Source organism: Ferrovibrio sp. GW821-FHT12E11, from assembly GCF_058806975.1.
Genome location: NZ_JBXAQG010000001.1, coordinates 1,049,286 through 1,071,289 on the forward strand (window position 1 = coordinate 1,049,286; position 22,004 = coordinate 1,071,289).

19 protein-coding genes and 1 pseudogene are annotated in these 22,004 nt (G+C 63.6%); 5 read left to right on the forward strand and 15 right to left on the reverse strand.

Translation table 11 applies throughout. The features are described 5' to 3' along the window. The 4 genes from AC1ROT_RS05215 to AC1ROT_RS05230 all read right to left on the reverse strand — a co-directional run bounded on the left by AC1ROT_RS05215 (nt 1) and on the right by AC1ROT_RS05230 (nt 4,187). Nucleotides 1-909, reverse strand: a complete 909-nt coding sequence (locus AC1ROT_RS05215; protein WP_492997592.1) for a TniB family NTP-binding protein — start codon at nt 907-909, stop codon at nt 1-3. Next, nucleotides 909-2,786: a TnsB C-terminal domain-containing protein gene (locus tag AC1ROT_RS05220; RefSeq protein ID WP_492997593.1), complete on the reverse strand. Its 1,878-nt coding sequence runs from the start codon at nt 2,784-2,786 to the stop codon at nt 909-911. Before AC1ROT_RS05220 ends, AC1ROT_RS05215 begins: the two co-directional genes overlap by 1 nt. Further along, nucleotides 2,722-3,345: a TnsA endonuclease N-terminal domain-containing protein gene (locus AC1ROT_RS05225; RefSeq protein ID WP_492997595.1), complete on the reverse strand. Its 624-nt coding sequence runs from the start codon at nt 3,343-3,345 to the stop codon at nt 2,722-2,724. Before AC1ROT_RS05225 ends, AC1ROT_RS05220 begins: the two co-directional genes overlap by 65 nt. A 95-nt stretch (nt 3,346-3,440) precedes the next feature. After that, nucleotides 3,441-4,187, reverse strand: a complete 747-nt coding sequence (locus AC1ROT_RS05230; protein WP_492997597.1) for a hypothetical protein — start codon at nt 4,185-4,187, stop codon at nt 3,441-3,443. Nucleotides 4,188-4,318: 131 nt separating this feature from the next. On the opposite strand from AC1ROT_RS05230, the pseudogene AC1ROT_RS05235 reads away from it, so the two are divergent. Next, nucleotides 4,319-4,990 (forward strand): annotated as a pseudogene (locus AC1ROT_RS05235) (ATP-binding protein); the annotation flags it as partial. Here AC1ROT_RS05235 and AC1ROT_RS05240 read toward each other — a convergent pair. Continuing rightward, nucleotides 4,987-5,868 carry a bile acid:sodium symporter family protein gene (locus AC1ROT_RS05240; protein ID WP_492997599.1) on the reverse strand — a complete coding sequence of 294 codons (882 nt, stop codon included), beginning with the start codon at nt 5,866-5,868 and terminating at the stop codon, nt 4,987-4,989. The pseudogene AC1ROT_RS05235 and the gene AC1ROT_RS05240 overlap by 4 nt on opposite strands. Nucleotides 5,869-6,092: 224 nt before the next feature. Here AC1ROT_RS05240 and AC1ROT_RS05245 point away from each other — a divergent pair, with 224 nt between their 5' ends. Next, nucleotides 6,093-7,082: a zinc-dependent alcohol dehydrogenase family protein gene (locus tag AC1ROT_RS05245; RefSeq protein WP_492997601.1), complete on the forward strand. Its 990-nt coding sequence runs from the start codon at nt 6,093-6,095 to the stop codon at nt 7,080-7,082. 216 nt (nt 7,083-7,298) lie between these two features. Beyond that, nucleotides 7,299-8,219 (forward strand): DMT family transporter, encoded by a 921-nt coding sequence (locus tag AC1ROT_RS05250; RefSeq protein WP_492997602.1) that lies wholly within the window; start codon nt 7,299-7,301, stop codon nt 8,217-8,219. On the opposite strand, the gene AC1ROT_RS05255 is transcribed toward AC1ROT_RS05250, so the two are convergent. Together AC1ROT_RS05255 and AC1ROT_RS05260 are read right to left on the reverse strand one after the other, a co-directional pair. After that, a complete protein-coding gene (locus AC1ROT_RS05255; protein WP_492997603.1) occupies nt 8,216-8,701 on the reverse strand; it encodes a PAS domain-containing protein in 486 nt (161 codons plus the stop codon). The two genes, AC1ROT_RS05250 and AC1ROT_RS05255, sit on opposite strands and share 4 nt — an antisense overlap. Before the next feature lie 41 nt (nt 8,702-8,742). Next, the gene (locus AC1ROT_RS05260; protein WP_492969719.1) at nt 8,743-9,225 is read right to left on the reverse strand and encodes a PAS domain-containing protein; all 483 of its coding nucleotides are present in this window, start codon (nt 9,223-9,225) and stop codon (nt 8,743-8,745) included. Between the two features lie 345 nt (nt 9,226-9,570). Between AC1ROT_RS05260 and AC1ROT_RS05265 the strand changes: the two genes are divergently transcribed. Then, nucleotides 9,571-10,608, forward strand: coding sequence for an NAD(P)/FAD-dependent oxidoreductase (locus AC1ROT_RS05265; RefSeq protein WP_492997605.1), 1,038 nt, complete (start codon nt 9,571-9,573; stop codon nt 10,606-10,608). Here AC1ROT_RS05265 and AC1ROT_RS05270 read toward each other — a convergent pair. The 6 genes from AC1ROT_RS05270 to AC1ROT_RS05295 form a co-directional block, all read right to left on the reverse strand. Next, on the reverse strand, nt 10,605-12,161 hold the full coding sequence (locus AC1ROT_RS05270; protein WP_492997607.1) for an acyl-CoA synthetase: 1,557 nt from the start codon (nt 12,159-12,161) through the stop codon (nt 10,605-10,607). The genes AC1ROT_RS05265 and AC1ROT_RS05270 overlap by 4 nt on opposite strands. 1 nt (nt 12,162) lies before the next feature. Then, on the reverse strand, nt 12,163-13,695 hold the full coding sequence (locus tag AC1ROT_RS05275; protein ID WP_492997609.1) for an acyl-CoA synthetase: 1,533 nt from the start codon (nt 13,693-13,695) through the stop codon (nt 12,163-12,165). Nucleotides 13,696-13,791: 96 nt separating this feature from the next. Next, the gene (olsB, locus tag AC1ROT_RS05280; RefSeq protein ID WP_492969715.1) at nt 13,792-14,661 is read right to left on the reverse strand and encodes a l-ornithine N(alpha)-acyltransferase; all 870 of its coding nucleotides are present in this window, start codon (nt 14,659-14,661) and stop codon (nt 13,792-13,794) included. Between the two features lie 176 nt (nt 14,662-14,837). Next, entirely contained in the window at nt 14,838-16,217 is a 1,380-nt protein-coding gene (locus AC1ROT_RS05285; protein WP_492997611.1) for an AmpG family muropeptide MFS transporter, read from the reverse strand. Between the two features lie 3 nt (nt 16,218-16,220). Continuing rightward, on the reverse strand, nt 16,221-18,122 hold the full coding sequence (locus tag AC1ROT_RS05290; RefSeq protein WP_492969713.1) for a propionyl-CoA synthetase: 1,902 nt from the start codon (nt 18,120-18,122) through the stop codon (nt 16,221-16,223). Between the two features lie 70 nt (nt 18,123-18,192). After that, nucleotides 18,193-19,179: an NAD(P)H-dependent flavin oxidoreductase gene (locus tag AC1ROT_RS05295; RefSeq protein ID WP_492997612.1), complete on the reverse strand. Its 987-nt coding sequence runs from the start codon at nt 19,177-19,179 to the stop codon at nt 18,193-18,195. Between the two features lie 140 nt (nt 19,180-19,319). Between AC1ROT_RS05295 and AC1ROT_RS05300 the strand changes: the two genes are divergently transcribed. Then, nucleotides 19,320-20,264: an alpha/beta fold hydrolase gene (locus tag AC1ROT_RS05300; protein ID WP_492969711.1), complete on the forward strand. Its 945-nt coding sequence runs from the start codon at nt 19,320-19,322 to the stop codon at nt 20,262-20,264. Here AC1ROT_RS05300 and AC1ROT_RS05305 read toward each other — a convergent pair. Both AC1ROT_RS05305 and AC1ROT_RS05310 read right to left on the reverse strand, forming a co-directional pair. Next, nucleotides 20,254-20,763 carry a L,D-transpeptidase family protein gene (locus AC1ROT_RS05305; RefSeq protein WP_492997614.1) on the reverse strand — a complete coding sequence of 170 codons (510 nt, stop codon included), beginning with the start codon at nt 20,761-20,763 and terminating at the stop codon, nt 20,254-20,256. The two genes, AC1ROT_RS05300 and AC1ROT_RS05305, sit on opposite strands and share 11 nt — an antisense overlap. Nucleotides 20,764-20,801: 38 nt before the next feature. Further along, the gene (locus tag AC1ROT_RS05310) at nt 20,802-21,938 is read right to left on the reverse strand and encodes a hypothetical protein (RefSeq protein WP_492997616.1); all 1,137 of its coding nucleotides are present in this window, start codon (nt 21,936-21,938) and stop codon (nt 20,802-20,804) included. Nucleotides 21,939-22,004 lie beyond the last annotated feature (66 nt).

Below are 22,004 nucleotides of genomic sequence, written 5' to 3' on the forward strand. Positions count from 1 at the left end.
TCAGACCCCGCGTTTACGCTCTCCCGGGCTTTGCCAATCGAGGCTGTTCAGAAGCTTCCTGGTGATCTGCTCGGTGCCGTTCGACACGGCCTCGTAGGCCGCCTTCTTCAGCAACCGGCTCAATTCACCGATGATGCCGCCACTCATGGCATGAAGCTGGATCGCCAGTTGATCATCCGCCAGGTTCGAGGGCTTGGCCAGCGGAATCACGCTCTCGAAACTTACCAGCAACTGCAGAAAATCATCATCCAGTTTCCAGTCCGGCAAATGCCGCTTGTCGAAGCGGCTGGCGAGCTGGCCATCGGCCACCATGGCGCGGACCGCATCGACGATGCCTGCGGCCACGATCGGAAGCTGGAGCTCGTTGCTGAGATTCTTGATGACCGTCAGAAACAGCCGTTGCTGGTTGTAATGCCCGACCAGGACGTTATGGATCTCATCGATGATCAGCAGCTTCAGTCCGCAGCCGCGCATGGCCTTCAAGGCCAGGCTCTCCTTGTTGCCCAGCGCCTCGGTCGGGCGGTAATTGAGGCCCAGCGCGTTCAGTACGGCGTTCCAGAAGCGGTTCTCGTCCGGTTTGGGCGGCGCCTGGATATACAGGACTGGGATCTGAGCCCATTCCTCGCCGGCATCGTCGCGCCGAGGGTTCAGGTTGAGGAATTCCCGTAAAAGCGCGGTCTTGCCATTTCCGGTCGTGCTGTAAAGCAGCATGTTGTGAGGACGATGCCCGTGCGAGCCATCCCGCAACTCCTCCATTTCCTTCAAGTAGGATTGAGCGCGCGGATAGCTGATGAATATACGTGTCCAGTGCTCAAGGATGCGCTTTTCGGGTGGCAGCACGAGCATGGCCTCCAGCCCGGGCGAGAGATGCTCGAGGCTTGCAGACGCCAGAGGACGGGGCTCAGTCATCAGAACCGCGTGGGGAAGGGTTTAAGCCGCCGCGGCAGCCTGACGACATTCTCAGGCTGAGACTGTTCCGCCTGGGCCCCCAGATCATTGGATGGCTTCGACAATGCTTCCGGAATGCGCTTGCGCTCCTGATGATCCTTGGCCCGCGCCATACGTCGACGCGACTGCTTGGCCTTGCGAGTCGATTCCACCTCTTCGGATACGATCTTCTCAAGCTGATGATGGGCATCAAAGATGGCAGCTTCATCGACCGGTAAGGACCGCTCCTCCAGATACCGGATTGCAGCCTTGGCCTCCCACTTGCTGATGGCGGGCCTTGTCTGGTCCCGATAAGGCACCTCGAAATATTCGTCCGCCTCGGGCTCGTATAGCCAGGCCTTACTGATGTCCCGCGGATCCATGTGGACCTTGTATGTCCGCGCAGCCTCTCCCGGCATCGGAATGAGATGTCGGATGGCATCGCTCATGTAGTGAATTCGGTCGATCTGCAGGCCATAGCGCTGCACGGTCCGCCCTTTGAAAGGCGTGAATGCCAGCCTGAGGCGGCGTTCATCCTTGATATAGGCCGGAAGCTCTTCCTTCTGGCCTTTGGGCCCGAAGAAGAAGCTTTCCCACTGCGCGCGCGGAGACTGGCCGAGTTCCGAGTGCATTTCTTCGTGGTATCGGCCGATGAAGTTGAGCACCAGCCAGCGCTCAAACCCCCGCAAGGTCATGGCGGCCGTGTCAGATGCATTGCGATCGCCACGTTCCTTAGGACTCGAATAGGTCGCGCCCGGTAACTGCTTGAGCCAGCCTGCCGCCGTACCGATCAGCCGCTCGATATGACCGCCGTAATTGGGTGTGCGCACGGGTCGGAAACGCGGTTCAATTCCGTAGATTCGGCAGGCGGATTTTAGCATTTCGCCACGGAATTCCTTGGCATTGTCGGCTAGGATAACCCCCGGCTTCCCCCAGACCGGCCAGGAATACTGCAGCCTCAGCTCCGCCAGGAATGTCTCCTTGGGCAGCATGGCGTTGATCAGGCACATGCCGGCGCTCGAGGCGCTCGGGCTGTCAAATGACAGGAAGAACCCGACCACCATGCGGCTGTAGACATCGATCGCCAGCGTCAACCAGGGCCTGCCAATCGGCATGCGATGAATGTCATCCACCAGTTCAATGTCACAGAAGCAATGGTCGATCTGGATATGATGAAGCGGACGATCACCGCCTGGGTATTTGCCCCTAATCGGTTTCATCTTGTCGCGGGCGGTGGCAAACCCATCCCGTGAAGCAACGCGCTCCCACCGAGGCAGCGCGTTGATGCGGTTGAGGAACGTATTGTAGTGAGGCGTCATCGCCTCAAGGCCGGCGTTCCGGCACCGAATCTTGAGTTCATCGTAACTGGCAGCCACCGACGGCGACTTGCGCTTCAGATAATGCTTCTGGATGACATCCGTCAGGATCGCCTCAACGTCCGGTTTCAGCCGCGTGATCCCCGGCCCGCCCTGTCCGCCGACCGGCAACAGGTCGAGGCTGACACCGTCATTCATCCGATAGCGTTTCAGGCGCCGAAAGATGGTCGCACGATCCACCTGAAGCTCTGTAGCAGCTTGTGCCACAAGGTCAGCCCTCGCACGACCGGCATCAATGATCGGCTGCAACGCCTTCTGCCAGCGTGCCGCCTCTTCGATCTGTTCAAGGCTTGCGTTTGCCTGGGTGAGCTTCTCAAATTTGTCGCTATCGGCGCGATCGATATCGGATCGCTGGACGGATTCAATTGCTCGAGTATCGCTCCAGCGCAGGACCAGGGTGTCCAGGCTGTCGATCCGCTCAATCCGAGCTTTGCGCCCCTTTACTGATACCAGGCTTCCCCGCCGTAAATCGATATCCGCCATCTACCGCCTCCTGCTCCGGCAAGCGGAGACAGGTTCCCTCTTCGATCGGCCGGTCGAGGTTGGCGGCGAATATCCGGTGCAGGAGGTGATGGCGCAGGCCAGCCACCACGTCAGAGACCGGCCAGCCCGCCTCGCTTGCCATCTGCGTGATGTGGCCCATGGTAGCTTCGCCGTCGGCGTCTTGCACGATGTTCCGCAATCTGACGGACAATTCCGGTTCGGGTCGGCGGTCCCAGTACGGCAGCAGGAGCTCTGCATTCTTCAGGCGCGGAATGCGAATCTCCGATTCGGTAAGAATGGCGAAGCCGTAGCCATGCTCGTCTGCATAACGATGTATGGTTTTCCACTTTTCACGCCACTGCTCCGCATTTCTTACAAGGTCTGCGGCCGGTTTGACTTCAAACAGCATTCGGGCGTGCCGCCAGGGTGACCAGGCTGCCTCTGCCCAGCCTGCCAGGATGTCGGGCGTGTAGCGCCGGCGTCGACCAGCCAATTCGTAATGGATCGTTATAGGCTGGCTCTTGAGTGATTGCAGGCGGTGATCGAACTGCAGCAACATCAGACAGTCTCGCTCGAGACGGGATTCGTAGGCTATTGCCTCAGTTCCAAACCTGGTCGGCAGGTAGCCAGTCAGGGCGCGCCGGCCGAGCGGAATTACCCGGGGCATAGCTCGTCTGCCTGCACGACCGGCTCGGGGTCCGGCCGCCAGGGCTGCTCCCAGTAAGGCACCGGGAAGGTGCCAATGAGGTCGTTGGAATTCCGCACAGGGCTCATGTCTGTAACTGGCTGATTGAGATCAACCAGCAAATACTGTTTCACAATCAGCGTATATACAGCATCGCTCACCTGTTGTTCGGCCCAACCATAGGCAACCATGATCGACCTCAAATCCCCGATGGTCAGGGGGACTTTCCGAAACTCGGTCGTCTTCATGATAGCGCCGAAAAGTTCGTCAGCAGGAAATGCCCCCCAATACTTATTTAGGAATTCAGCGTTCTTCAGGCGCCGGACCCGGATTTCCTTCTCCGTGAGAATCACGAAGCCGCATTGCATGATATTTACGGTTTCCCGGACGGCCCGCCAGAAATGCGTTTCCCGGCCTCCATCCGCGGCCAGCTCGGCGCTGCTCCGGACCTCGATGAACATTTCCCGACGGCCCCAAGGACAGTAGCGCGGGCGATGCCAGATGGCGTAGAGGCTGGGTGTATACTGCCGATAGCCAGAGCCAACGGCTATATCGAAGGTCGGCAACATCGTCCTGACCTTCAAAACCTTATGGTCCAGCTGGAGCAACTGCAGGCAATCCCGCTCCAGATCGGTACGATAGGGTTTGACTGGATCTCGAAAGCGGGTGGTCAGATGGCCAGCGATCGTCCGGTTTGGTTCGATTCCTTTGATCATCGCGTATCCAGTCGCGTTATTTGATGTGACATGAAAACTGGTCGCATTTTCTAATGTCGGAAGTCGCAGGAATTGTTATGGGATTGCCACTCATCGGGTGCCGTCAGTCGCATTTTTCGTTGGAATTGACAGGCGGGTTGCGTGCCAAACCGGGCGAAGTCAGCCTGGCGCATCTCGGCGTGCTGTTTCTGGATGAGCTGCCCGAGTTCAACCGCCAGACACTCGACAGCCTGCGTCAGCCGCTGGAAACCGGACAGGCGGTGGTGGCACGCGCCAATGCCCATGTCAGCTATCCGGCCCGGGTGCAGCTGGTGGCGGCGATGAATCCCTGCCGTTGCGGCCATCTGGACGATGCGGCGCTGGCCTGTGCCCGCGCGCCGAAATGCGCCGGCGACTACCAGGCGCGCCTGAGCGGGCCTTTGCTGGATCGCATCGACCTCACGCTGGATGTGCCGGCGGTGGCCGCGGCTGATCTCGCCGCGCCGCCGCCACGCGAGGACTCAGCCACCGTGGCCGCGCGTGTGGCCGCCGCGCGCGACATCCAGCGCGCGCGCTATCGCGGACAGAACATCCGCACCAATGCCGAGGCCGATGGCGAACTGCTGGAACAGGTGGCCGCACCCGATGCGCCCGGCCGCGAGTTATTGGGCAAGGCGGCCGAGGCCATGCACCTGACCGCGCGCGGCTATCACCGCGTGCTGCGTGTGGCGCGCACGCTGGCCGATCTCGATGGCGCCGACAGCGTGAAGCGCAGCCATGTGGCGGAAGCGCTCAGCTATCGAAGGCTGGCCTTTGTGCGTTAGCGCGCCGGCACCGCGCTGATCACCCGCCGCATCCCAAACGCAAACAGCAGTCCGCCGGCATACATCAGCACGCCGTAGAGCCCGCCCGGGATGGCGAGCGCGTCGTCCTGCAGCACGCTGCTGGCGATCACGATGGCCAGCGTGGCATTCTGCACGGCGGTTTCGATGCCGAGCGTCACCGCCTGCGGCCGCGACAGCTTCGCCAGCCACGCGACCCCGAATCCGACCGCCAGCATCAGCAGGTTGAGCAGGATGGCGAAGCCCGCCAGCGTGCCGGCATTGTCGCGCAAGAGCGCCCAGTTCTTGGCCACGGCGCCCAGCACGATCAGGATGAACAGCACGGCAGCAAGGCGTGTCGCCCGCGGCTCCCATTTGAGCGCAGTGCCCGACCAGCGCTGACGCACCAGCATGCCCAGGCCCACCGGCACGCCCAACATCAGGAAAATCTGGCCCATCATCAGGCCGACCGGCACGCTGACCGCCGCCTGGGCGGCGCTGCCGGCGAAATGCTGCATCGACCAGATCACGATCGGCGGCAGGGTGAAGATCGTCGCCACGCTGGCCACCGCAGTGAAGCTGACCGCCAGCGCCACATCGCCGCGCGCGATATAGGTGAGCAGGTTCGAGGTCGTGCCGGTTGGGCAGGCCGCCAGGATCATGAAGCCGATGGCAAACGTTCCGGTCATGCCCACCAGCTTGAGCAGCGCGAAGCAGATCAGCGGCAGCAGCACGAAATGACAGACCACGCCGACCAGCAGCGCGCGCGGCTGCCGCACGATGCGGACGAAATCCGCGCCGGTGAGGCCGAGGCCGAGCGAGAACATGATGAAGGCCAGAATGCCCGGCAGCAGAATGCTGGTTACGATATCGCCGTCCATGATCCGTTTCCTCCTGTCGGCTGACGCGGCATTGCCTGGGCGGCTTGATTGACCGCGTGCCCGAGATTAGGCGATGCCCGTCAAGGATTCCATCATGGGGATTCCATCATAAGCTTTCCATGTTGACGTTGCGTCAGCCGGACTCCGGAGTTCGCCAAGGGCTGGCTTGCCCCGCGCGATCTGCGCCATAAATGTCCGGACATGAAACCCCGGGAGATCGCGCCATGAAAGCCGTCCGTTTTTCCACCTTCGGCAAGGCCCATGAGGTCGTCGAACTGATCGACCTGCCCGATCCGGGCGAACCGGCTGCGGGCGAGGTGCTGATCGATGTGGAGGCTTCCGCCATCAACCCGGCCGATCTGCTGCAGTTCGAAGGCAAATACGGCGCCGCGCCGCCGCCGCTGCCGGTGATGGCCGGCGGCGAAGGCGTCGGGCTGGTGCGCAAGGTTGGCGATGGCGTGACGCATCTGAAAGCCGGCGACCGCGTGCTGCTGCTGTTCGCCGGCCGCGGCAACTGGCGCAGCAGCCTGATCGCCAAGGCGGCCAAGCTGTTCCCGCTGCCCAAGGCCGATCCGCTGCAACTCGCCATGCTCACGGTCAATCCGCCCACCGCCCTGCTGATGCTGAAAAACTTCGTCACGCTGCAGCCGGGCGACTGGGTGATCCAGAATGCCGGCAATTCCGGCGTCGGCCAGAATGTCATCGCGCTGGCCAAACGCATGGGCCTGCGCAGCATCAGCGTGGTGCGGCGCGCGGATCAGGTGGCTGACCTGAAGAAAGCCGGTGGCGACGAAGTCCTGGTCGATGGGCCCGACCTGGCGAAACGCGTGGCGGCGATCACCGGCGAGGCGAGGCCGAAGCTCGGCATCGATGCAGTGGCGGGCGCCGCCACCGGTCGTATTGGTCGGGCGCTGGCCGAAGGCGGCACGGTGGTGAATTACGGCATGATGTCGGGCGAGCCCTGCGCCATGCCGCCGGGCGATGTGGTATTCCGCGATATCGCTTTGCGCGGCTTCTGGCTGGCGCGCTGGTTCGCCACGGCGAAACCCGACGAGATGGCCAAGGTCTATGGCGAACTGGCCGGCTATGTCGCCGATGGTACGATCTCAGTGGCGGTGGAAGCCACCTATCCGCTGGAGCAGATCAAGGACGCGCTGGCCCATGCCGGCCGTGACAGCCGCAAGGGCAAGATCCTGGTGACGCCGAAGCGCTGAAGCTGCCCTCACCCTCCCGCCGCTTCGCGTCGGGGCTCTCCCTCTCCCACCCTGTGGGAGAGGGTTGGGATGAGGGTCTGAACATCGATGGCCTCACAAGTCACGTCCGATTGCATCCCGACAATACTTCGGCCGGTACCGTAGGATCGCCGGCTGACCCGGTGATGATGACATGGCATGGTGCTGTCAGTTTCGCTCCCGCCACGAGTCGCCAGAATGACCGCCCACACTGCCACCACTGCCCAGCCCCGTTCGCTGGCCATCGAATTCCTGCTGCTGGCGGTGCTGGCCACGCTCTGGGGCGCGTCCTTCACCTTCATCAAGGTCGGCGTCGCCACCATTCCGCCGATCACCCTGATCGCCGCCCGCACGGTGATCGCTGGCGCCGTGCTGCTGCTGGTGATGCGGCTGCGTGGCATCCGGCTGCCGCGCGATCCGCGTATCTGGCGCAGCCTGGCGATCCAGGCCTGCCTCAATTCGGTGCTGCCCTTCACACTGATCGCCTGGGCCGAAACCCGCATCGATGCCGGCCTGGCGACGATCCTGAACTCCACCACGCCGATCTTCGCCTTCCTGCTGACTTGGGCGATCACCCGCCATGAAGCCGTGACGGCGCGCAAGCTGTTCGGCACGGTCACCGGCATGCTCGGCATCTGCTTCATTATCGGCATCGGCGCGCTCACCCAGCTCGGCAACGACCTCTGGGGCCAGTTCGCCATGCTACTGGCCTCGCTGTTCTATGGCGCCGCCGCCATCTACGGCCATAACTTCAAGCATCTCGATTCCATGGTGCCGGCCACCGGCTCGATGCTCTGCGGCGCCGTCATGCTGGTGCCGCTCAGCCTGATCGTCGACCGGCCCTGGACGCTCACGCCCTCGGAGGCCTCCATCGGCGCGCTGCTCGGCCTGTCGGTGCTGTCCACGGCTTTGGCCTTCACCATCTATTTCCGGCTGGTGCGCACGCTCGGCTCGGTGGGGACCACCTCGCAGGCCTATCTGCGCATCCCGATCGGCGTCGGCATCGGCGTGCTGTTCCTGGGCGAGACGCTGTCGTCCACCTTAGGGATCGGCCTGGTTTTCGTATTGGTGGGAGTGGCGGCGATGTCGCTGCCGGCGCGGAAAAAACCGGCGCTCTAGAAGAAGGTCTGCACGACCATAATCATGGTGGCGGTATCGCCATCGGCGCCCAGTGGCAGCCACAGCGCCTCGTAATCCATCCAGCGGTTGTCCAGCTTGCGCCGGATGCGCGAACAGACCGCTTCCCCGCGCAGCGCCACGGCTTCCGCCCGCGGCAGCACCACAGCGCGATAATCTTCCGGCAGTTCGTCGAGCCAGCGGGCCGAGAAGTCGAAGCCGCGCTTCTTGGCCTGCTCGGTGCCGACCAGCCGGGTGCGGAATCGCAGCGGCTCGCGATGGATTTCGATCATCACCATCTGGCCCAGTGCCCGGCGCATCTCCAGCGGATCGAGATCGGCGCGTGCCGGCATCTTGCGCCCGCGGCATTTGTGCAGCCAGTAATCAAGAATTTCACGCGCCACCTCGCCCTGGCAATCCGAGGGCTGCGGATTCCAGATGGCGCTGTTCAGCGGCTCGCGATCCGCTCCGCCTATCTCGGACACCGTGGTTGCTCCTCCGCCGTCTCTGCGCGAGTCATCCCTGTTCACGCCGCATCATCCGAACGATAGAGAGCACCGAGAATCTTGGTGACCACGCCGCCCTCCATCAGCGGCAGGGCCAGTTTGTCGACCTGAAGATGCTCGCGCGCCGAGGGGCTGATGCGCGAGGCATGCACCGGCGCGCCGATGCGGCAGACCTGGCGGTATTCCTGCAGCGGCTTGTCGCCAATCATCTCGGCCGTTTCGCTGACCACGCGGTTGGTCAGGTCGAAGCCGAACAGGATCGTTAGGTCGGTGCCATAGAGTCGGTAGCGGAAATCGTCGTTATCGAGACAGTCGAGAATCATCAGATGCCCCAGCCAGGGACGCAGGTCCTCGACCGAGAAATCGCTGCGCGGCGGTGCCTGTCGGGTGCCGCGCCGGGCGTCCCACAAATCGAACAGCGCGCGCAGGCGAGGATGGGCGATCGTGGCGCTGCCGCCCGCATCTTCGTAACTGAACACCCGGTGTTTCAACTGCATGAGCATGACTGGATTCCGTATTTGTCACCCTGCATAACGACAGAGTTTACGGGCCGCCGGGCAGTGATTTTCCGGTTACGTGGATATGATGACACGGCCCGCTCGGCGGCCGCGGGGGGCTGGATTCTGCACCGCCGTTCCCTATATGGGCTGAGGTCGCCAGCCGCCGCGATCCGGGCGGGCTGGCGGAACCAGGCTGGGGCTGGACCGGTTTGGCCAAAACAGGACAAGTTTGGCTCGGTTTGGACAAGTTTGGCCCGGTTTGGCGCCGGGCAGGCCGGGCCAGGACCGCGGCGGCTAGCGGTGGACGCCTGAAATCGTTACATATTTCCGCCTTGTTTCTCCGGATTCATGCTGTCCATGCTGCACAAGACTGATGTTGTCGTGATCGGCGCCGGCCCAGTCGGCCTGTTCGCCATTTTCGAATGCGGCATGGTCGGTCTGCGCTGTCATGTGGTGGACGCGCTCGACGCCATCGGCGGCCAGTGCAGTGCGCTGTATCCCGACAAGCCGATCTACGACATTCCCGGCTTCCCGAAGATTTCCGGTGCCGGTCTGGTCGAGCAGCTGGAGCAGCAAGCCGCGCCCTTCGCCCCCGTCTATCATCTGGGCCAGCGGGTCGATGCGCTGGCGCGGCTGGAGAAGGGCGGCTTCCGGCTGACCACCTCCAAAGGCATCGCGATCGAGGCTGGCGCCGTGATCATCGCCGCCGGCGCCGGCGCCTTCGGTCCCAACCGCCCGCCGCTCGGCAACATCGAAGAATATGAAGGCCAGCCCGGCGGCAGTGGCGTGCATTACCTGGTGCGCCGGCCCGACGATTTCCGCGGTCGCCGCATCGTGATTGCCGGTGGTGGCGATTCCGCCATCGACTGGGCGCTGGCACTGCATGGCGTGGCACAGCAAATCTGGTTCGTGCATCGCCGCGACCAGTTCCGCGCCGCACCCGACAGCGTGGCCAAGCTGCGCGCACTGAACGGCCATGGCCTGGATATCGTGGTGCCCTATCAGCTCGATGCGCTGGAGGGCAGCAACAACGTGCTGACCGGCGTGCGCATCAAGTCGCTGGATGGCGACGAGAAGCGCCTGCCGGCCGACGCCCTGCTCGCCTTTTTCGGCCTGAAAAGCGATCTCGGCCCGATTGCCGGCTGGGGCATCGACCTCGACCGTCACCATCTGCCGGTCGATCCGGCCAGCTGCCAGACCTCGGTGCCGGGTATTTTCGCCATCGGCGACGTGGCGACCTATCGCGGCAAGCTCAAGCTGATCCTGACCGGCTTCGCCGAGGCGGCCTCAGCGGCCCATGCCATCTACCCGTTGCTGCATGATGGCCAGCCGCTGCATTTCGAATATTCGACCTCGAAGGGCATGCCGGGGGCCGCGAAGCCTTAAACGATGCGGCTGGTGCGGTTGCCCCAGTAGCGATCCTTGATCAGCCGCTTGTACAGCTTGCCGGTCGGGTGCCGTGGCAGGGTTTCCTCGAAATCCACCGAGCGCGGGCATTTGATCGAGGCCAGATGCTGTCGGCAGAAGGCCAGCAGTTCTTCCGCCAGCGCCGGCCCGGCATCCTTCATGTCGACCGGCTGCACCACCGCCTTCACTTCTTCGCCGAAATCCTCGTTCGGCACGCCGATCACCGCCACATCGGCGACCTTCGGGTGCTCGATAAGCACATTCTCGGCTTCCTGCGGATAGATATTCACGCCGCCGGAAATGATCATGAAGGCCTTGCGGTCGGTCAGGTAGAGATAGCCTTCGGCATCGAGATACCCGACATCGCCGAGCGTGCTCCAGCCCCTGTCATTGAAGGCCTGCTGCGTCTTGCCGTCGTCGTTGTGATAGGTGAAGGGCTGGCCCTTGGCGAAATAGACCAGGCCCGACTGGCCGGCCGGCAGTTCCTCGCCGCTTTCGTCATCGACGATATGCAGCTCGCCGATGGTGGCGCGACCGACCGAACCCTTATGGGTCAGCCACTCTTCGCTGGTGATGAAGGTCATGCCGTTGCCTTCGGAAGCGGCATAATATTCGAACAGGATCGGACCCCACCAGTCGATGATCTGCTGCTTGGTTGCCTGCGAGACCGGCCCGGCGCCATGAATGGCGACGCGATGCGACGACAGGTCGTAGCGCATGCGCACGTCCGGCGGGAGCTTGAGCATGCGCACGAACATGGTCGGCACCCAGTTGGAGTGGGTGACCTTGTATGTCTCGATCAGCTTCAGCGACGCTTCCGCATCGAAGCCCGCCATAATCACCAGCGTGCCGCCCACCTTCGAGACCAGCATGCAGTAGCGCAGCGGTGCGGCATGATAGAGCGGTGCCGGCGAGAGATAGACCATGTCCGGCCCGTAGCCGTAGAGGCTGTAGCCGTTGTCGACGAAATAGCTGCGCGCACCGACCGGATCGCCGGTGATCGTGCGCTTGATGCCTTTGGGCTTGCCGGTGGTGCCCGAGGAATACAGCATGTCGCGGCCCTGCAGCCCGTCGGCCACCGGCACCGCCGGCATCGCGGCTGTGGCCGCTTCCCAGCTCTCATAGCCATCCACCATGGCCCCGATCATGTAGAACCGCTCGACAGCCGGGCAAAGCTGATGCAACTCGGCGGCCATCTCGCGAAACTCGTCGGTAATCACCAGCACACGCGCCCCGGAATCGCTCACGATATGCGCGATCTCGGGCGCACTGAGCCGCGTGCTGATCGGGGTGTAGTACAAGCCGGCACGATCGGCGCCGAAACAGACCTCGAAGAATTCCGGCCGGTTCTCGATCACCAGCGCCATATGGCTGCGCGGTAAAAGCCCCAGCCTGCGGAACAGCTGGGCGGCGCGGTTGGATGCGGCTTCCAGCTGGCCGAAGGTGGTCACCGCACCGGTCTCGGCCATGATGAGCGCCGGCTTTTCCGGGGTCTTGCGGGCATGTTCCGTGATGTAGATGAGATCGGACAACTCAGTCTTCCTTTTGCAGAACGCTGCGCAGCTCGGTCTTCAACACCTTGCCATAATTGTTTTTCGGCAGGGCCGGCACGAAGCGATACTGCTTGGGCCGCTTGAAACGGGCGATATGATCCAGGCAGAGGCGGTCCAGCGCCTCGGGCGTCACCTGCGCACCATCGCGCGGCACCACGAAGGCGATCACCTCCTCGCCCCAATCGGCATGCGGCTTGCCGACCACGGAAACCTCGCTGACGTCAGCATGCTGCAGCAGAACCTCCTCCACCTCGCGGGGGTAGATGTTGCTGCCGCCGGAAATGATCATGTCCTTGGAGCGGTCCTTCAGGGTCAGGTAGCCGTCTTCATCGAAGCTGCCGACATCACCGGTATGCAGCCAGCCATTGCGCAGGGTCTGCGCGGAGGCATCCGGATTGCGCCAGTAGCCAGCCATCACCACCGGACCGCGGCAGATGATTTCACCGATCTCGCCGGCCGGCAGCGGATTATCGTCGGCATCTATCACGCGCACCTCCACATCGGTGCGGGCCACGCCGGCCGAGCCCAGCCGCTGGAGGTAGCGCGGATGGCCGTCATCCAGATGCATCCGCTTGTCCATGCCGGTGATGGTCATCGGCGCTTCGCCCTGGCCGTAGATCTGCGCCAGCTTCGGGCCCAGCGCCGCCAGCGCCGCCTGCAGGTCGGCCACATACATCGGCCCGCCGCCATAGACGATGGTCTTCAGGTTGTCCGTATTGGCCGAGGCGATCTGCGGCGCATGGATCAGGCGATGCACCATGGTGGGGGCGAAGAAGAAGCTGGCGCCCGGCCAGCGTGCGATCAGGTCCAGCGTCTCGGCCGGATCGAAACCGCCCGATGCCGGCACGATCTGGTTGGCACCGCGGGCCAGATGCGGCACGCCATACATGCCGGAGCCATGGCTGATCGGCGCGCAATGGATCATGCAGTCCTGCGGATCGATACGATCGACATCGGCAAAATAGTTCATCGTCGCCGACCAGATATTGGCATGGGTCAGCATCGCCCCCTTGGGCCGGCCGGTGGTGCCCGATGTATAGAACAGCCAGGCCAAGTCACCGGGAGAAACCGGCGCCATGGTGACCGGCTCCGCCCGATAGAGTGCTGCGAATTCGGCATCCTCGGCGACGATCAGCCGCTGCAGCGTCGGGATGTCTTTGGCAAGTGGCGCGAGGTCTTCGGCGAACGCAGCCGAGGCGACTACCAGCTTCGCCTGGCTGTTGTCCAGAATCCAGGCGACCTCGCGGGCATGCAGTTTGGCATTGATCGGCACGGCGGCGAGGCCGGCATGCCAGAGCGCAAGCATCAGCTCCCAGTATTCCGGACAGTTCTTCAGCACCAAGGCGACACGATCGCCCGGCTGCAGGCGGCCGGCAGCGATCAGGCCGGCTGCCAGCCGCGGCACCCGGGCGCCAAAATCGGCATAGCTGTGCCGGACGGTGTCGCCGACAGAGAGAGCCGGCCGCTCGCCCCATACCTTCGCCGCGCGGTGCAGCAGATGCGCCAGATTCATGGTCGCCCCGGGTTGTTTCCTCAGGAGCGATGTTACGCAAACAAAAGCGGCACCCACAATGGGTGCCGCTCTGTCAGATTCGAGAGTGCCTCGAAATCAGGCGTGATATTCGGTCTGCACCAGGCCTTCATCGGCCGAAAAGCGGTTCTGGTATTTCGGCGCGATCCGGTCCACCGGCAGCAGGATGAACACGTCGGTGGTGCCGAACTGATGGTCGATCACCGCGCCATCGCCGATATAGGCGCCGAGTCGCAGGTAGCCTTTGATCAGCGGCGGCAGCGCATGCAGGGCGGCGCGTGGGCTGACCTGATCGGACGCCATCATGTTCATCGACACGAAACGCTCGGGCAGGGCGCGGACGCGCCATTCCGGCGGCGGCAGGTGGTTGTGATGCAGATAGCTGAGCGCCACCGCATGCTGCTGCGGATCGGTGCCGGGGAAAGAGGCGCAGCCGAACATGAAGCTGATGCCATGATCGGCGACATAGGTGGAAATACCGCGCCAGAGCAGCTGGATCGTCGCATTGGTGCGGTAGTCGCGATGTACGCAGGACCGGCCCAGTTCGAGCAGGCCGCCGCCAAGGCCGGTGTAATCCAGCATCGGCTGCAGATCGTATTCCGAGGCCGAATAGAAACCGCCATGCATTTCGGCCATGGTCCGGCGCAGCAGGCGATAAGTGCCAACCACCTGTTCACCTTCGGGGCGGCTGCGGTCGAAAACCATCAGGTGATCGCAGAGCCGGTCGAACTGGTCGAAGTCGAGGCCGAGGCGCGCCATTTCCGGCGAAGGCTGGGCTGCCATTTCCTCGTAAAAAACCTGATAGCGCAGCCGCTGCGCTGCCGCGATGTCGTCCTGGCTGCGAGTCAGCCGGACCTCAAAACGTCCGTCGGCCGAGACGCAATGCCAGCCGCTGCGCGCCGGACGTGTAGCCGTCAGGGCCGATGGAACGGGGAGAGGCAATTGCATATTCATGCTCCGGACTATCGCCACACACCATGACGCAATCGTGTCAAATATATGACACATATACTAAAAACCACTCCCGAGAGAAACATCTAGCTGCCAGCGTAAAGCCGGCGCCCATATGTAGGGAATAGGCGAAATAAATCTGACATAAAATTGGCGGGTTTTGCGAGCCGGAATCAGTCCTCGGCCGCCAGGGCAGGTTTACCCTGTCCCGGCTCCACCCGAGTCGCCGCCCCCTGCCGGGTCAGCCAGGCGAGCAGAATCAGCCCGGGCAGGGCCGCCAGGGTGGTGAGCAGGAAGAAGACCGGCCAGCCCATGGCCTCGGCCAGGAAGCCGGCATAGGAGGACAGGACCGTCCGCGCCACCGCTGTCAGGGAGGACAGCAGGGCATACTGGGTGGCGGTATAGGCCACATCGCAGAGCGCCGAGAGATAGGCGACCAGGGCTGCCGTCCCCATGCCGCTGGCCAGGTTTTCGACGCCGACGGTGAGCGCCAGGAACCACAGGTCATGGCCGCGCATGGCCAAAACGGCAAACAGCAGGTTTGACCCCATCTGCAGGATGCCGCAAACCCAGAGCGCCCGGTACAGCCCGACGGCCTGCATCAGCCAGCCACCGAGGAACAACCCGAGCATGGTGGCGCCGAAGCCATAGAGTTTACCGATCTCGGCGATCTCGCTCTTGGTGAATCCGATATCGAGGTAAAAGCTGGTGGCCAGCACGCCAGCCAGGCTGTCGCCCAGCTTGAACAGCATGACGAACAGCAGGATGCCGATCCAGCCACGGCGGCTGATGAACTGCAGGAAGGGGCCGGCGACGCTGGCATAGAGCCAGGCCATCAGCCGCGCCGTGCCGCCGGACAGATGCGGACGCTGCTGCAGCCAGGCCTGGGCCTCGGCGAAACGGCGCTCGGCATCGCCGCGCGGCTGCGCCTTGGGCTCGGCCACCAGCAGAACGGTGATGACACCGATCAGCAGGATGGCCGCCATCGCCAGATAAACCAGCGGCCAGGCGAAACGGTCGGCCAGGTAGAGCGCGCCGGCCGACGAGACCAGCATGCCAACCCGGTAGCCGAAGACGATGGCGGCAGCGCCGGCGGCAAGCTGGCGCTCCTCCAGAATCTCGACGCGCCAGGCATCGATCACGATGTCCTGGGTGGCAGAGGCGAAGGCCACCGCGACAGCGCAGAGCGCCGTGACGGCCAGGGCATGCGCCGGATTGCTGAACGCCAGGGCGACAATCGCCGCCATCAGCAGGGCCTGCGCGAAAATCAGCCAGCCGCGCCGGCGCCCGAGCCAGCGCGTCAGCCCGGGCAACGGCAGGCGATCGACCAGCGGCGCCCAGAGGAATTTCAGGGTGTAGGGCACACCGACCAGGGCAAACAGCCCGATCGACTGCAGCGAGACATTCGAATCCTTCAGCCAGGCCTGCAGCGTCTGCCCGGTCAATGCCAGCGGCAGGCCCGAGGCAAGACCGAGAACCACAATGGCCAGGACCCGGCGGTCGCGATAGACCGCAAAGGCGGCCAGCCCGTCACGCAGACGCTGTGGGTTCACCCGTCAGTCCCGTCTGGCATAGCCGAGCGGCTGCAGGGCCTCGCTGATCTCGCCAAGGATGGCGGGATCGTCGATCGTGGCGGGCATGCGATAGTCCTGCGCGTCGGCAATTTTCTGCATCGTGGCGCGCAGTATCTTGCCCGAACGGGTTTTCGGCAACCGTTTCACTACGGCGGCCTGCTTGAAGGCTGCCACCGGGCCGATTCTCTCGCGCACCAGCTGAACCAGTTCGCGCTGGATCTGGTCTTCCGGTTTGACCACACCGGCCTTCAGCACCACGAAGCCGAGCGGCACCTGGCCCTTGAGCGGATCGGCGACACCGACCACGGCGCATTCCGCCACATCGGGATGCGAAGCCAGCACCTCTTCCATGCCACCGGTGGACAGGCGATGGCCGGCGACATTGATGATGTCGTCAGTGCGGCTCATGATGTAGATGTAGCCATCCTCATCGATGAAACCGGCATCGCCGGTATTGTAATAACCCGGAAAGCGGTTGAGATAGCTTTTGCGGAAGCCCTCGTCGTTGTTCCACAGCGTCGGCAGGCAACCCGGCGGCAACGGCAGCTTGATCACGATATTGCCGATATCGCCGGCCTTCACCGGCTGGCCATCGTCATCGATCACGCGCACGTCGTAGCCAGGGACGATCCGCGTCGGCGAGCCATGCTTGACCGGCAGCACCTCGATGCCCATGCAGTTCGACGCCACCGGCCAACCGGTTTCGGTCTGCCACCAGTGATCGATCACCGGCTTCTTCAGATTGTCTTCCGCCCATTTCACCGTATCGGGATCGGCACGTTCGCCGGCCAGGAACAGGGTGCGGAAATGCGACAGGTCATAGTTCTTCAGCAGCGCGGCCTTCGGATCTTCCTTCTTGATCGCCCGGAAGGCTGTCGGCGCCGTAAACAGCGCCGCCACCTTATGTTGCTGGATCACCCGCCAGTAGGCGCCGGCATCGGGTGTGCCGACCGGCTTGCCCTCGTAGAGCACGGTGGTGCAGCCATAGAGCAGCGGCGCATAGACGATATAGGAATGCCCGACCACCCAGCCGACATCCGACGCAGCCCAATAGACGTCGCCGGGATTCATGCCGTAGACGTTTTTCATCGACCAGTGCAGCGCCACCATATGACCGCCATTCTGACGTACGACGCCCTTGGGGATGCCCGTGGTGCCCGAGGTATAGAGAATGTACAGCGGATCGGTCGCCTTGACCGGCACGCAATCCGCCGGTTCGGCTTTATCGACTTCCGTATCGAAATCGAAATCGCGCCCCTCGACCAGCGGTGCCCGATACATCGGGCGCTGGAAAATCAGGCAGGTTTCGGGTTTGTGCGCCGCCAGATCGATGGCCTGGTCGAGCAGCGGTTTGTATTCCACCACCCGCCCGGGCTCCAGCCCGCAGGATGAGGCAATCACCAGCTTCGGTTTTGCATCGTCAAAGCGTGTTGCCAGTTCGCGCGGCGCAAACCCGCCGAACACCACCGAATGGATGGCGCCGATACGCGCACAAGCCAGCATGGCCATGGCCGCTTCGGGCGTCATCGCCATATAGATGATGACGCGGTCACCCTTCTGCACGCCATGGGCCTTGAGCGCACCAGCCAGTTTGGCCACGCGGTCGCGCAACTGGGTATTGGTGAACTGCCGCACCGTGTTGGTGACCGGCGAATCATAGATCAGCGCGACGCGATCACCGTGCCCGGCCTCGATATGGCGGTCCAGCGCGTTATAGCAGGTGTTGCATTCGCCACCGGAAAACCAGCGGAAGAACGGTGCGTTGCTGGCATCCAACACGCTGTCCCAGCGCTTGGTCCAGTGCAGCGCCTCGGCTGCCTGCGCCCAGAAGGCCTCCGGGTCGGCCATCGCCGCGGCGTAGACTTCCTCGTAGCGCTTGGCCATCTGCTTCTCCCGACGTCTTTTGTTATGACGCCGATCTTAGCAGATGGTCAACGCAGACGAGAACCGTTTACTACTCCGCCGCCAGCGCCGCGCTCCCGCCCAGCAGGCCGGCCCTGGCCGCATCGTATTCGCGCTTCAGGCGAGCAACCAACTCGCCCACTGGCGGAGAATCCGCGATCAGACCGACGCCCTGGCCAGCGCCCCAGATGTCGCGCCAGGCCTTGGACTTCGAACTGCCGCCCGAGCCGAAGCTCATCGCGGTCTTGTCGGCTTCCGGCAGGTTATCCGGATCCATGCCGGCCTTGACAATGCTCTTCTTCAGGTAATTGCCGTGTACGCCGGTGAACAGCGAGGAATACACGATGTCGCCGGCAGCGGAATCGATCAGCATCTGCTTGTAGTCCGGCATGGCATTGGCTTCCTCGGTGGCAATGAAGCGCGTGCCGATATAGGCGAAATCAGCGCCCATGGCCTGCGCAGCCAGAACCTGGCTGCCATGCGTAATCGACCCCGACAGCGCAATCGGCCCATCGAAGAACTGCCGCACCTCGGAGACCAGTGCAAACGGGCTGAGCGTGCCGGCATGACCGCCAGCGCCGGCGCAGACCAGGATCAGGCCGTCGACACCAGCTTCCAGTGCTTTCTTGGCATGGCGGATGTTGATCACGTCATGCAGCACGATGCCGCCATAGGAATGGATGGCGTCGACCACCTCGTTGGGTGCACGCAGAGAGGTGATGACGATCGGCACCTTGTACTTGACGCACATCTCCACGTCATGCTGCAGGCGGTCGTTGGACTGGTGCACGATCTGGTTGACGGCAAAGGGCGCCACCGGCTTGTCCGGATGCTTGGCGCGGTAGTCGTCCAGTTCGGTGGTGATGCGCTTGAGCCATTCTTCCAGCATCTCGGCCGGGCGGGCGTTCAGCGCCGGGAAGGATCCGACGATACCGGCCTTGCACTGGGCGATCACCAACTCCGGCCCGGAGACGATGAACATCGGCGAGCCGATCACCGGCAGCGACAGGCGACCCTTGAGGACGGCGGGAACGGTCATGGCTTCCTCTCCATAGGATTTGTTGCCGCCAAGATTAGCAGGCAGCACAGGGCGCGCAATCGCGCCAGATTGACGCTGCGGAAGTCATCCGGGATACCGGATTCCCCGTATAAGACAGTGAAATACATATAGCGGGCACCATGATCACAGTTCTCATTCTCGCCGGCGTCGCCCTGTTCGGACTGGGCGCCACCACCCAGCATCTGAGCCACAAGGCCGAGCGCGATTTCCCGCCGGCCGGCCGCATGATCGAGGCCGGCGGCATCCGCCAGCATGTGATCGAACAGGGCCCGGCCGATGGTCCGCCGCTGGTGATGGTCCATGGCGCCTTCGGGGCAGCCGAGGATTTCGCCATCAGCATCATGCCGCAGACCGCACAGCGCTATCGCAGCATCGCCATCGACCGCCCGGGCCATGGCTACAGCGACCGTGGCGAGGATGCGCCGGTGACCCCGGACAAGCAGGCGCGCTACCTGCATGCGGCCCTGCAGGCGCTGAATGTCCGGAAACCGGTGCTGCTCGGGTTTTCCTTCGGCGGCGCCGTCGTGCTGTCTTACGCGCTGCAATACCCGGACGATGTCGGCGCGGTGGTGCTGATCAATACGGCCAGCCATCCCTGGCCGACGCCGGTGGAACTCTCCTACCGCCTGGACGCCGTGCCGCTGGTCGGCCCGCTGCTGCGCTACACCGTGGTGACACCCGCCGGCCATCTGATCGTCGACAGTGGCATCGAAGGCGTGTTCAAGCCCGCACCCGTGGCGCCCGCCTATGCCAGGGCGCCGGTCGCCTTAAGCCTGCGGCCCGACAGCTATCATGCCAATGCGGAAGACATCCGCACGCTGAAGCCCTTCCTGGCCGAACAGGCGCCGCGCTATCCGTTCCTGACCGTGCCGTTGTTCATCCTGGTGAGCGACGAGGACAATGCCGCCTCGCCCATCATCCACAGCCGGCCACTGGCGGCGGCTGTGCCGAATGCAGACCTGATCGAGGTGCAAGGCGGCGGCCATCCGCTGCATTTCACCCGGTCGCAGATCGTGCTGGATACCATCGACCGGGCGGCAGCGCGCGCCGCTCTCAGGCGCTGACGATCCGCAGGGCGGCTTTCGCCGGCAGCGCCGCGAGCAGCGCCAGCAGATCGGGCAGTGTCAGGGCGACGCAGCCTTCGGTCCCGCTGTAATCGGGCCGCGCCACATGCAGGAAAATCGCACTGCCCAGGCCCGGTACGGGCGGATCGTCATTATGCCCCAGCACCACGATCACGTCGTAGACCGCATCCTCGCGCCAGAGTTTTTCATGACTGGCGTCATGCGGTAGAGCGACAAAGCGGTTGTAGTCAGGATCGTTCGGATCGTCGCACCAGCCATCGGCCGGCGTCAGCGCCTGCACTGGCAACCGCGTATCCGGCGCCGCCATGCGGTCTGCCCGATACAGCACCTGGCGAATGGGATAACGGCCCAGTGGCGTGGCACCGTCGCCCTCGCGCTTGTCGGCTTCCGCCCGCACGCCGCCCTTGCCCAGGGCGCAGCGGAACCGCAAGCCGCCATAGGCCAGAAATCCATCGGAGGTGACGAGAATGTCGCTCATGCCGCAATCAGGCGGCAATCAACCCGCCAATGCAAGACTCAGAAGGCCGGGGTGCCGCCGCGGGTAATGCCGCTGCGCAGGTTCTTCTGTTCCTGCATCTCGAAATACTTCTGATAGGCGTCGGTGGCGCGGTTGGCCCAGTCATTCTGCTTGCTGTCGCCGGCCTGGATGGTCGTGGCCGAGGCTGCAGTGGCGGCCTGCGGCGAGGCCGGGAACGGCGTGCTGCGCGCCGAACCGAATTTCGAGGTGGCATTGAGCTGGGTGACCGGCTGGGTGCCGACACCGCGCGTCGGCACACCGCCGCCGCCCATCGGAGAGGCCGGATACCAGTTGCGACCGTCAGCGGCCTGGATGGCATTGTTCGGCATGGCGCTGGTCGGCCCAGAGTTCGACGGCACGGTGTTCGTCTGCATCGGTCCGGCAGCACGCGGCAGCGGGGCGGCGGCACCGGCGGGAAGCGGCAGGGCGGTGGCAGCATTGCTGGCCGCCGATTTGGCTTCGGCCTGCTGGGCCGCGGCGGTCTGCTTCAGGGCCTGGAACAGATCGGCCGGCAGTTCAATCGGGGCATCGGAGCGGGTATCCGGCTTGTCGGCATCTTTATCCGTCGTCTTGCGTGCCCGCTCTGCCGCGCGGCCTTCATCCATTCTGACGCCGATTTTCAGATCCTGGCTCTTGTCCTGGATCGGCTGGGCCTGTGCGGCCTGGGCTTCCATCACCTGCGGCTGCGCGGCCGCCACCAGATCGGGCGATACCGTGCTGTCAGGCTGCGTCGAGGGGGCCGCCGCCAGCATGGTCTGCGGCAGGTCCTTGTTGTGGTTCGGACCGATATCGATGCCGAGCGCGGCCAGGGCATGCTCGCCCGGATCCTTACCGGTCGCGTCCTCAACGATTCCGCTGATCATCGACGCGACCAGTCCGATCGGACCGCCGAACACGCCACCACCGATGATACGCGCGCCGGGATCGATCTTGTCGCCGGTCACAGCGCGGTAAATCGTCGAAACGATCGGGATATGCTGCAGCGGATTGATGATGTCGAGGAAGTCACCGAAGGTGAACCCGTCCTTGCCAAACATCGGGCTGCCGCCCTTGTCCTCACCTGACACGGCTTTCTGGGCCGTGAGCTGGGATGCAGCGGCAGCGTTGTAGGCGGTTGCGGGGATCGGGCTCGGCATGACAGTCCTTTCTCGGACATCATGTTGCAAGCCATGGGCCATATTCAGGCCCTTACAGATCAATAT